Raw genomic sequence first — 12,371 nt, forward strand, 5'->3', positions numbered from 1 at the left:
TAATGTAGGGGTCGGATTTATCCGACCCGCTTATTTACGGGTTCGATAAATCGAACCCCTACAACATTAATTATAACCAAAAAATTATAATTTACTATAAAATTATCTGCAACGCGCCATATATATAATCTGTCGAAATATTTTTGGCTTTTTGGGAAATAACCATAATATTCCACTTAAAATTTTATAACCAATAAAAATAGAGCAGAGAAGAAATTATCTTCTCTGCTCCTAAACTTTTTAATAACCCGCTTTCTTTAAAGCTTTAACCAATATAGTCACTATTAATATTGCTACTACTACTTCTGGAGTGCCATGCACAAAACCAATGGTAATGCTAACTTTAAGTGGGAGATACCCTCTTAAAGTAGCTAATCCCAATACACCAATAGTATTGGTGATAGTTCCTAATGCTGCCGCTAAAGCACTATTTTTCCAGAGATGTTTGTAAGAATAATAAGCTACCACTCCAATAAATATTCTGGGAAAAATTGCAACTAAAGGATCCGCAAAAATAGGGTTAGTAGCATTTACAAAACTGTATATTCCAAAGATCAATCCTACCAATCCACCTACTATTGGACCTTCTAATATACCACCTAAAATTGCTGGAATATGCATAATAGTGGCACTACCAGCAGGAGTAGGAACGGGGATAAACCCTAATCTTGTTGCTCCCAAGATCATAGCAATTGCTCCTAACATACCAGAGATAGCCAGTTGCCGCGTGGTGAGCTTAAATTCTGGCAAATTAGATACTTTATTCACTTTTTCACCTCCGTTCTAGTTCTGTTCTTAGATACTAGACGAAATACTACTTATTTTATTTATTTCTGATCTTGTTCTCATACGAGATACAACTCTCGGGTAAAAGTGTTTCTTTTACCTCCATAGTGTAAAATATTTTAATAAATATGTCAAATCAAAAAAGGACCGGCTAATTTTGGAAACTTTTTAGAAAAAAATAACCGGTTTTTTTGACTTATAAATTTATTTGGTATTCTTTGATCTTGTTCTGCAAATTTCTTCGACTTATACCTAAAAGTTCTGCTGTTTTTGTACGATTACTTTTTTTTTGAATTAAATATTTTATAATTAATTCTTTTTCTACTTCTTTTAGAGTCCCTTTTTTCTCCGAAAAATTTTCCTTATTTATAAAAGCAAAATAGGTCTCATCCATTATGTTGTTCTTAGCCATAATCATACTTCTTTCGAGTATATTTTCTAGTTCTCTTATATTTCCTGGATAATCATAATTTAAGAGTAATTCCATTGCTTGAGGGGAAATTTCTTCTACTTTTTTATTTAATATTTTATCATATTTATGGATAAAATGCTCCACCAGTAAAGGTATATCCTCTTTCCTCTCCCTTAAAGAGGGAACTTCTATATTAAAGACATTCAGCCGATAATAAAGATCTTGTCTAAAATTATTATCTTCCGCTTTCTTTTTTAAATCTAGGTTAGTAGCAGATAATATTCGTACATCGACTTTAATACTTTTTGAACTACCTACTCTTTCAAATTCCTTTTCTTGTAAAAATCTAAGTAGTTTAGTCTGTATAACCGGGTCAATTTCTCCAATCTCATCTAAAAAAATAGTACCCCCCTTAGCCATCTCAAAACGGCCGATCCTTTTGGAAATCGCACCGGTAAAAGCTCCCTTTTCGTGTCCAAAAAGTTCACTTTCTAAAAGATAAGAAGAAAAAGCTACACAATTAACCACTACAAAAGGATTCTTATTGCCAGGACTATTCTTGTGTATTGCCCGAGCTATCAACTCTTTTCCTGTACCACTCTCCCCAGTAATAAGCACAGTAGCAGGGGTAACCGATACACTTTTCACCATCTCTAAAACTCTTTTTATAGCCTTACTCTTTCCGATAATTTCATCAAAATTAAACCTCTTCTCTTCTTCCTCTCGGTAGTAAATGTTTTCTACTCTTAATTCATATTGTTTAATTGCTCTTTCAACTATGATTTTTAATTCTTCGATATCGAAAGGTTTTATCAAATAATCCAAAGCCCCTAATTTCATAGCCTCTACTGCTTCAGAAATACTTCCATAAGCAGATATCATAATAATCGGTAAATTTATATCAAACTCTCTTATTTTCTTTAAGGTTTCTATTCCATTTAGACCAGGCATTTTAAGGTCCAATAATACTAAACTGTAATCTTCTTCTTCTAATCTCTTCAGGGCTTCTAAGCCATTAATAGCTTCCTTAACTATAAATCCCTCTGAAGAAAGCACCCGATTTAACATTCTTCTTATATTCTGTTCGTCATCGACCACTAATATCTTCTGCAAAATTACTCCCTCCTTTTTGAGGTAGATAAATAATAAATTTTGTCCCTTCCCCTTCTTTAGATTCAACTTTTATTTCTCCCTGATGACCCTCTACCAATTTGTATACTATGGAAAGGCCTAAACCAGAACCTTGCTCTTTAGTGGAAAAAAAGGGGTCAAATATCTGATTAAGATCTTTTTCGGAGATCCCAACTCCATTATCCTCTATGATTAGTTTTAGGCCAGAACCTCCTTTAATAAGACACTTTTCCGTTTTAATTTTAATTTCACCTTTCTCTGAGATAGCTTGAATGGCATTAATGATAATGTTCATTAAGATCTGTCTTATCTGGTCTTCGTCAGCCTGAATCTGAGAAATATCAGGGCAAAGTTCTAAATAAAATCTAATCTGCTTATTTTTAATTTCTTGTTTAAATAATTCAACAATCTTGTTGACTAAATTATTGATAGAAAAGTAGGTTAATTCCAATTCTTTTACTTTAGCGTAATCCAAAACCTGAACGACCAATTTATTTAACCTATCTACTTCCTGGATAATGGTATTAAGGTCTTCTTTTCTTTCATCAGTCTTGGAAAATGAATTATAGACAAATTGAGCTAATCCCCGAATTGAACTCAAAGGATTCCTAATTTCATGGGCAATGCCGGCAGATAATTTACCTAATGCAGTCAATCTCTTATTACGAGCTATTTCTTCATTTAAATTTTTAATTTCAGTTACATCCCTTATTTCCGCTACCACGCCGGTGATTTCTCCCCATTCACCGGTTAAAAAGGAAGTGTTAACCTCCATTATTTTTTTATTTAACCCTTTTTCTTCTAAAATTATTTCCTGATTGATATTTTCTCTCTCTAATAAACATTTCTTAAAAATACATTCTCCCTCAATATTTAAATTCAATACTTCCTGACAATCTTTATTTAACGCTTCCTCTCTCCTTTTGCCAAAAATCTCTTCACTCTTACGATTAAAGGTCTTAATGATGCCCTTATTATCTACTGAAATTACCGCATTACCCATAGTCTCCAATAATTTTGAAGTATAGACTTTCATTTCATTCAGAGTCTTTTTTACGATATAGGTCTCCTGTAATTTAAAAATTACATATATTCCCAGCAACACCAGGGCCATTATGATACCGTAGTTTAAAATGATTCTTCTCCTGGTCTGACTCAAGAGAAGATAAGAACCCTCTAAATTTATCCCCACCACTAAATAACTATTTTGTATAGGCAATATCTTCCAAATATCTAAAGGTCTATTAATATCAAGATTAAATGGCTTTATTACCTGAAGTACTCTATTCCCCTTTTTGTCTTGAGTGTTGACAAAATTAATTTTACCCGGATTGAAGATTTGTATAGTTCTTTCCCCTCTTTCTTCTTCAGTACTAATTAGGATTAAACCTTTATCATTACAAATATCAATATAGCTTACTTCCTCTTTCTTTAAAAGTAGCAAAATTTCTTTCAAAATATTTTCATTTAGAATAAATTTAGGACCAAGAGCCTGGATAGAAAAGGCAATATTTAAACCTTCTGAACGAGCCAATTCCCACAAATAATATCTTTCTCTTTGTACTTCTTTATAGGTCATAAAACCCAGCAATAGGGTAAGAAGCAAGATAATAATTAAAGCTAATACAATATTTCTTTCTCGAAAAGGTAATGATTCAAATATTTTTTGATTTTTCCCTTTTTCCAACTTTATAAACCATCTCTTTCCATTTTTCCGCTTTCGCGAGGGTAAACTCCCGCAGAAATCTATTTTTTTACAGGCGGGCCTGCCCTCTTGAAAACGGGGGACACTTGTCCTACAATTAGGGGCTCGATGCATCGAGCCCCTACAAATCACTTATTACAGTTTTATTCAGTCAATCTTCTCCACTTTTATCGGCACATAATAAGTATGTTGATTACGAAAAACCAATAACAGTAGTGTACCTTCTGGTTCTAATTTGTTGATTACTTTTTCCCACTCCTCAACAGAAGATAATTCTGTTCGGTTTGCCTCTAAAACTATATCCCCTTGTTGTAAACCCATATCATCCGCCGAACTTCCCGGGACCACTTCAGTGATTACCAACCCTTTTACCCAGGGTAATCCCAATTCCTTAGCAATTTCCGTAGTAACTGACTCCACTTTTAATCCAGTTTGTACTGAAAATACCTTTTCTTTAGGAGTTTTACTACCTTCTTCTTCCACAGTAGGCATCTCACCTATTTTTACTATAAAGGAAATTGTTTCACCATTTCGCACAATTTCGACATTTACTTCTTTATTAATCTCTATATTTCCTATTTTATCTTGAAGTTCTTCAGGGGAATTTACCTCTTCATTATTAACTTTCTTAATTATATCACCTGTTTTTATCCCGACTCCTTCTGCTGGACTATTTTTAACTACATCTCCCACTAAAACACCTTTAGCTTCCGCTTGGTTAAATTGTTTGGCAATTTCTGGAGTAACCTCTTGAATATATACCCCTAACCATGATCTTCTTACTTTGCCTAAATTAATTAAATCATCTATATTTTTCTTGGCTATATTTATAGGAATAGCAAATCCAATACCCTGAGCAAAAGGAATAATTGCTGTGTTTATTCCCACCACTTCTCCTTTGGTATTGAGTAACGGACCACCACTATTCCCAGGATTTATAGCTGCATCAGTTTGAATAAAATCTTTATATACACGTCCTTCTATGCCTGTAGGGATAGAACGGCCCTTAGCACTAACTACACCCATGGTTACAGTTTGTTGAAGTCCATAAGGGTTACCAATGGCGACCACAATTTCTCCTACTCTTAACTTATCTGAATCACCCAAAGCAACCAGAGGTAAATGATCTGCTTTTATCTTTACAATTGCCATATCTGAAGTTGTATCTGAACCAATTACTTCTCCGGTAAATTCTCTCCCATCAGAAAGAGTAACTTTTATCTTTTCAGCTTTGTGGACTACATGTTCATTGGTAATTATATATCCTTCTTGGTTAATAATAAACCCGGAGCCAGTGCCTTTTTGAGGAATTGTTCTGGTATACTCTTTAAATTGGTCTCCAAAAAAATGTCCGAATATGGGATCATCTAAAAAAGGATTTTGAGTTTCTACCATTCTTACTGTATCTATATTAACTACTGCTGGACTATTTTTTTCTGCAATATCTGCAATACTATTGCTTAAATCCTCGATAGATAAATAAGGTTTGTCCAACTGAGGCTCTGCGTTTATAGTCTGTACTATTAAGCTTAAAGAAAGAAATAAGATTAAAATTGTGGTAACTATCAATTTTTTATTTATTTTTAACAGTTTATTTTTTATCATTTTTATTTACACCTCGTTATAAAAATTAGTAGGGGAGGAAAACATTTATTCTCCTCCCGGTTTAAATTTACTCTTTATTGCTTTTTATTTACCAGCAACAACTTTTCATCATTTTACCCCTACCCATACCCATCTCTTGGTAAGCAAATATTTGGGAAGGAACACCTAATGGCAATTTAGCTTGTTGCTCAGGAGTTAACAATCCTTTAATTTCTAAATACCTTTCAATTGTTTTAACCCTAATTTCAACCTTCAACTCAGCAATTTCTTCAAATTTTGCTTTAATTTTTGTTATCTCAGTAAGCGGTTCTAACAATAATGCTTTAACTTCCAGCTCTTTTATCTGAAGACTATTCCTAAGTTCAAGGGTGTCTTTTTGAAAATCTAATAAAACTCTCTTAATTTCTGTTACCTGTTCTTCAGATAGATTTAAAGATTTGATAAACTCTTCCATCTTCATATCAGGGCTATTTCTTAGTCTTTTATCCATCATTTCTTTAAATTCACCACTTTTATACGGTAGCATATTCTGTTTCATTAAGGGTTTATTTTCTTGAGCATAAATAGATTGAGTAAGACCCAAAAACACCACGGTTATTGCTATAATCAGGGTTAGGATAACCAGTTTCTTTTTCATCTATATTCACCTCCTTTTAAATTATTTCCTAACCTTTTATATAAGCAATTACTGTGCCAATTTTTGAGAATTGCCTTTTAAATTTTTTATATTTGAAAAATAATTTCTGAAATATGAAGTAAATAAATTGTTTTAGAAGCTTTGCTTAAATATTAGGGGGCAAATCTTTTTAATATTTTTCTTGCTTTCAGTAGTCGTCTTGATCAAAAAGAACTAACTTTTCTCACTTTTTCATAAAATTACTGTGTAATTTTTTCTCAAAAGATTATCTTTTGCCTTTTTAATATATCCTGAATATCCTGAGTTAATCAGACTTATCGGTCAAAATAAATATTTTTTCCAGTTACCGATAAAGGAATACCCATTACAAAATCTGCATCTATTAAACCCATTTTTTTAGCTACTACTCCTGCCCGATACATTACCCGATTATCTACATTCATTATTCCAGCAGTTTTCACGGCTGACCCAATAGCAATTCCCATATCTAAAAGTCTAAAAGCACATTGAGGTCCATCAAATTCATTACTCTTATGGGAAATTCGGTCAGAACATTGGTCATACCCACAGGCTCCGCAATTCAAACCGAGCGATTGGGCCTCTTTTAGGCCTATTAATAAAACAGCTAAGGAATTTTTGACATTATCACCATCACGGTCAAAATTTTTCTTACTAAACTCTTCACCATAATGGACCATTTCTTCCGCTAACCTATTTACTTCTTCTCCGTAAATAACTTTTATCACTACAAAATCTTTACCAGCAGATTTGGGAGCAGTGCGGGCAGAAACTCCCATCAAGTTAGCTACCTCCTTTATTGCTTCCTGGATATCAAATTCAGATAATCTTTGATTAGACATAAATTTACCTCCATATATATTATATAATTTACCAATTCTCCAATTAACCCGTAAGTCGTGTAATGTGTGATTTGTAATATGTGATATGTAACGAGTGAACTGTAACCCGAAACTTGTCACTAATTACATATTACTCATTACTGTATTCTATACGCTAAACGCTGCACGCTCTACGCTAGAATACGCGATACTCGATACGCAATACGCGATACGATATAATTATACTATTCCATTATTTGATAATCAATAACCTGAAAAGTAGCGAGATTCTTATTAGTAGTTAATAACCAATCCACTTTTATAGGTACAGAAAAATCTGGTTGTAGCCTCCCCTTTTCTAACCAATATCGGGAATGTTGATTATCAAATTGTCCTTTATTTGCTTTAATAATTAATTTAATTGGCTGATCTAAAAATTTAATCTTTTCTAAATTTTTCAATCTTTCCAGCTCTTTAATAATCCTTATTTTTAATTTTTCTTTAGGCAGAGGGAATACATTTATCAATCCAATATTCTTATTTAATGGTCCAATAATCTTTACATTGGCTAAATGCGCCTTATATTTCTCTTGTTCTAAAATGTTTAACAATATTTCATTAGCTTCTGCTACTGTATGACCATGATAATAAGAATTTGCTAAGGGCTTAAGTAAGTGTTTTAATTTGCAACCTTCTCTAAAATTACTTTCTCCAATTCTTAAAATCTTTAAATTAAAATAATTAGCAATTCCTTTTATCTCTTCTTTAGTCATTTTTAGTAAAGGAGCATAAAAGCCATCATATAACTTTAGACCTTTCCTACCCCAGGTATCGCTCTGATTTGAACCAGTCAAGACTAATCTTCCTTTAGCTTCTCTTTTAACTCTTCCCAGTTTAGCTATCCTGGTACACTTATTGCAAGCTGGCCCTTTCTTTAAAACTTTTTCTTGTTCTTCCTTCCCCTGAACAATCCTGAGCTTTAAATCTAGATTCTTACTGATATCTTGAATATTTTTTAAACCCTTACTATAACTATATTCTCCAAAACTAACCGTAATTGCTTCCACTCTCTCTTCCCCTAAGGCCTGGAGTGCTAAGGCAGAAACTACTGTACTATCTAATCCTCCTGAAAAAGACACTACAATTTCTTCTCCTCGGCTTATTTTCTTAATCTCTTCTAATCTATTACTAATCTTTTCTTTTATACTAATCATAATCTAATCCAATTATCTTACCCTATTATTATTTATATTTTACTTATAAAAAAGGCCAAGGCAAATTATAAATATTATTACACCATTACAATTCCTTGACCATTCTATATTGATTTAAACTATCTATAATTAATAATCTATTAATTATATTTTTTCCGAATATTCCTTAAAAGAAATACTTTTATACCACCCTTCACCGATGTAATTTAAAACTGGAATGAATTGCTCGGTAGTTACATATCCTGGTAAAGGAGCTACACGGCTATGATTACTTTCTAAAAACCAGGTAGTAGGATAACCAGAAACTTGATATAATTTAGCCAATTCTCTTTCAGTTATCTCTTCCCCATTTTCAATCACTTTATTATCCGACTCTGCATTTACTCTAATAATGACAAATTTTTTAGACAATATTTTTTTTACCTCTTCATTAGAATAGGTATTTTTATCCATTTTTTTACAATAACCACACCAATCGGTATAAAAATCAATCAAAACATATTTATTTTCTTTTTCTGCCAGGGCTAATCCCTCATTATAAGATAACCAATTAAGGGCTAATAAATTATTCTCTTCTACCACCTCTCTGCCCTGCTGGTTCGTTTTAAAATATGATCGTATTCCGAAAAAGAATATTAGTATTAAAAAAATTGTTAAAATCATTATCTGGTCTCTTTTAGCAGAAAAAATCTTCATTTTTAGCTTAAACCTCTTCTATTTTTATTTAAATTTATTTTTTATCACTCAATTAATTAGGTCTAGTTTTAATTTTTAAAAAACGGTCATATTTTACTACTTAATGAAATAATTTACTACTATCTGTAAATTATCGGTAAGGATTAACCCACCAATCAGGATAAGCAATACTCCTCCTACCAGCTCTACAGTTTTAAAATGCTTTTTAATCTTATTGGAAAATAAATAAAATTTATTAATGGCGATAGCAGTTAATAAAAAAGGAATTCCTAAACCAGCTGAATAAAGGGTAAGCAGTAAAATTCCCTTATAAACAGTTTCTTGAGTACCTGCATAGATTAAAATAGTAGCCAGAACAGGACCGATACAGGGGGTCCATCCAAAGGCAAAGGCTAAACCTATTAAAAATGGACCAATTATAATATTGACTGGTTTAGTATTGGCATAAATCTTTTTTTCATATTCTAAAAATTTTATTCTATATAAACCTGACATATGTATTCCAAAAATTATAATTATTAAGCCCGCTACTTTCCTCAGAATTACCGCTTTCTCTAGTAAAAAACGGCCAAAGAAGGTTGCAGTAGCTCCTAAAAGAATAAATATTAAAGAAAATCCGAATATAAAAAATAAGGAACTGATAATTATAGTATTTTTATTTCGAAATCTCCCCTTCTCTAAATCATCTAAAGACATTCCAGATATGAAAGAGATATAACCTGGCACCAGAGGTAAAACGCAGGGAGAAATAAAAGAGATAAAACCAGCTACAAAAGCAGCCAGCAAAGAAACTTCACTTAAATTTAATATTGTCATCATAAAATAACCTCTTATTAAATTAGTCGCTGGTAAATAAACCTAGCGTGGAGCGTATAGCATTTAGCGTATAGGTGCAGGTAATAAGTGTAAGAAAAATACAAAACGCTAATTAGTCGTTAGTATTTATTCTGCCTTCTTTCTTCTTTTTCACTCGATACTTAATACTATATACTCGATACTGTTTTTATATACAATTAAATTAGTTTATAGTTATTATTTTTTAATTTTAATCTTTTGTTTATAATCTTCAATAGCTTTAGATAATCCATCAGCAGCTAAATTTGAGCAATGCATTTTAATTGCGGGAAGCCCTCCTAAGGCTTCAGCTACAGCTTTATTGGAAATTTTTAAAGCTTCATCAATGTTTTTACCCTTAACCATTTCAGTAACCATACTGCTGGTAGCAATGGCAGCACCACAGCCAAAAGTTTTAAATTTGCAATCGACTATCTTATCATCTTTTACTTTTATATAAATTTTCATTATATCCCCACAAATAGGATTACCAACTTCTCCTATTCCATCAGCATCTTTAATTTCTCCGACATTCCGGGGATTCTGAAAATGTTCCATCACTTTTTCACTATATATACTCATACATAATTCTCCTTCTTAATTTTATCTCTATCCGGAAAACTTCAATTCGATCCAATTATATTCTTGGCTACCAATCTTTCAGTCCCTTAGTAAGTTGTGTAATATGTAACAAGTGATAAGTAACTTGTTCTTTTAAACTTGAAACTATACACTATTAACTCATTACTAATTACATATCACTTATCCCTGTATTCCACTCAATGCACATTACATATTACTTATTACTTTTCCTCTACACTATTTTTCTTCAGCCCATCCCAACTACCTGTAAAGGGAGAAAGAGCTCGTAATTTTTCTATAATTTTAGGCAAAATATCTAGAACATAATCTATATCTTCTTCGGTATTATCTTTTCCCAAAGTCAATCTTAAAGAGCCATGGGCTATCTCTGGAGGTAGTCCTATAGCTAATAGGACATGAGAGGGCTCTAATGAACCAGAGGTACAAGCTGAACCACTGGAGGCTGCCACTCCTTTCATATCCAAGTTGAGCAACATCGATTCTCCTTCGATAAATTCAAAACAGATATTAGCATTTCCAGGAAGTCTCCTGGTGGAGTGTCCATTTAAACGAACATTTTCTATTTGGTCCATAATTCCGGTAATCAATTTATCTCTTAATTTTACCACTTTATCCACCTCTCCTCCAGCTAATCTCTTCTCTGCCAACTCCACAGCTTTGCCCAATCCTACCATTCCAGTCACATTTTCTGTACCGGCTCTCCTATTTTTTTCCTGAGCACCACCGTCTATTAAATTTACTATCTTAGTTCCCTTTCTTAAGTACAGCGCTCCTACTCCTTTAGGTCCATATAATTTATGACCAGAGATGGATAACATATCTACTCCTAAATCATTAACTTCTATGGGAATATGCCCGGTAGTCTGTACTGAATCAGTGTGAAAATATATACCCGCTTCTTTAACTATTTTTCCTATCTCTTTAATCGGTTCAATAGTGCCAATCTCATTATTAGCATGCATAATAGTTACTAATATAGTCTGGCCGGTAATTGCTTTTTTCACATCTTCAGGGTCTATCAGACCATATTTATCTACTTTTAAATAGGTTACTTTAAATCCGTGTTTCTCTAAAAATTGGCAGGAATGCAAGACAGCATGGTGTTCGATCTGGGAAGTGATAATATGATTTCCTTTTTTTTGATTCGCCCAAGCAATTCCTTTTATAGCATAATTATCTGCCTCTGTCCCTCCGGCAGTAAAAACAATTTCCGAAGGATTCGCTCCAATTAATCGAGCTATCTTCTCCCTGGCTTCTTCTACTGCCTCTCTAGCCTCTTGTCCAAATGAATGAATACTATTAGGATTACCATATTTTTGAGTAAAATAAGGCTTCATTGCTTCAACTACTTCCACATCTGTAGATGTAGTTGCGGCATGATCCATATAAATCCTTTTCATAAAAATATATTCCTCCTTTTAATAAATGATCATTACATTTAATAAATTAATAACACGAAAAATTATAATATATATGAGTATTTTTGTCAACTTTTTATATTTCTCTAAAATCTGAAAATTAGGATTTATCGCTTTCTGAGGATTGCTCAATAACCTCTTCTTTCTCCTCTTCAATTTTATCCCTCCTAGAAGTTATCCCTACTATCACTGCTAATACACCACCAACTACTAAGATAAAGGGTATTAAAGCTGCTAAAGCCTTTAAGAACAATAACCACCATTCAATTAATCCCCATACTCCTAAAATTATGGCAACTATTCCTCCAATAATAATCCACATCTTATTTTCCTCCTTATAAAATAGATTTTTAAAATTTAAAATATTAATTTACCATATGGTTGTCCCCCAAAAAGTAAACAAACCTGTCCTCGACCTGATCGGGGAATGGTAATGTAGGGGTCGGATTTATCCGACCCGTTATTCAGACTGTGTCATAAATAATTATATT

At 32.6% G+C, this 12,371-nt stretch carries 12 protein-coding genes; all 12 read right to left on the reverse strand.

Annotated features, from left to right (window positions below):
- Positions 1–240: 240 nt before the first annotated feature.
- Complete coding sequence (locus tag COZ07_RS10220; RefSeq protein WP_406608462.1) at positions 241–768, reverse strand: ECF transporter S component; 528 nt, start codon at positions 766–768, stop codon at positions 241–243.
- A 214-nt stretch (positions 769–982) separates the two neighbouring features.
- Positions 983–2,311 (reverse strand): sigma-54 dependent transcriptional regulator, encoded by a 1,329-nt coding sequence (locus COZ07_RS10225; RefSeq protein WP_406608463.1) that lies wholly within the window; start codon positions 2,309–2,311, stop codon positions 983–985.
- Positions 2,286–4,016 (reverse strand): nitrogen regulation protein NR(II), encoded by a 1,731-nt coding sequence (locus tag COZ07_RS10230; protein ID WP_406608464.1) that lies wholly within the window; start codon positions 4,014–4,016, stop codon positions 2,286–2,288. Before COZ07_RS10230 ends, COZ07_RS10225 begins: the two co-directional genes overlap by 26 nt.
- Positions 4,017–4,181: 165 nt before the next feature.
- Complete coding sequence (locus COZ07_RS10235; RefSeq protein WP_406608465.1) at positions 4,182–5,639, reverse strand: Do family serine endopeptidase; 1,458 nt, start codon at positions 5,637–5,639, stop codon at positions 4,182–4,184.
- Between the two features lie 88 nt (positions 5,640–5,727).
- Positions 5,728–6,276 (reverse strand): Spy/CpxP family protein refolding chaperone, encoded by a 549-nt coding sequence (locus tag COZ07_RS10240; RefSeq protein ID WP_406608466.1) that lies wholly within the window; start codon positions 6,274–6,276, stop codon positions 5,728–5,730.
- A 314-nt stretch (positions 6,277–6,590) separates the two neighbouring features.
- Positions 6,591–7,136 (reverse strand): ferredoxin domain-containing protein, encoded by a 546-nt coding sequence (locus COZ07_RS10245; RefSeq protein WP_406608467.1) that lies wholly within the window; start codon positions 7,134–7,136, stop codon positions 6,591–6,593.
- Between the two features lie 224 nt (positions 7,137–7,360).
- A complete protein-coding gene (locus tag COZ07_RS10250) occupies positions 7,361–8,329 on the reverse strand; it encodes a phosphoadenosine phosphosulfate reductase family protein (protein ID WP_406608468.1) in 969 nt (322 codons plus the stop codon).
- A gap of 144 nt (positions 8,330–8,473) precedes the next feature.
- Positions 8,474–9,025 (reverse strand): thioredoxin family protein, encoded by a 552-nt coding sequence (locus COZ07_RS10255; protein WP_406608469.1) that lies wholly within the window; start codon positions 9,023–9,025, stop codon positions 8,474–8,476.
- 96 nt (positions 9,026–9,121) lie between these two features.
- Positions 9,122–9,844: a cytochrome c biogenesis CcdA family protein gene (locus COZ07_RS10260; RefSeq protein WP_406608470.1), complete on the reverse strand. Its 723-nt coding sequence runs from the start codon at positions 9,842–9,844 to the stop codon at positions 9,122–9,124.
- Between the two features lie 213 nt (positions 9,845–10,057).
- On the reverse strand, positions 10,058–10,435 hold the full coding sequence (gene nifU, locus COZ07_RS10265) for an iron-sulfur cluster assembly scaffold protein (protein WP_406608473.1): 378 nt from the start codon (positions 10,433–10,435) through the stop codon (positions 10,058–10,060).
- A 227-nt stretch (positions 10,436–10,662) separates the two neighbouring features.
- Positions 10,663–11,862 (reverse strand): cysteine desulfurase family protein, encoded by a 1,200-nt coding sequence (gene nifS, locus COZ07_RS10270; protein WP_406608471.1) that lies wholly within the window; start codon positions 11,860–11,862, stop codon positions 10,663–10,665.
- Between the two features lie 118 nt (positions 11,863–11,980).
- The gene (locus COZ07_RS10275) at positions 11,981–12,202 is read right to left on the reverse strand and encodes a hypothetical protein (RefSeq protein ID WP_406608472.1); all 222 of its coding nucleotides are present in this window, start codon (positions 12,200–12,202) and stop codon (positions 11,981–11,983) included.
- Positions 12,203–12,371: the final 169 nt, after the last annotated feature.

The organism is Candidatus Infernicultor aquiphilus (assembly GCF_002784285.1).
Taxonomy (GTDB): domain Bacteria; phylum Atribacterota; class Phoenicimicrobiia; order Phoenicimicrobiales; family Phoenicimicrobiaceae; genus Infernicultor; species Infernicultor aquiphilus.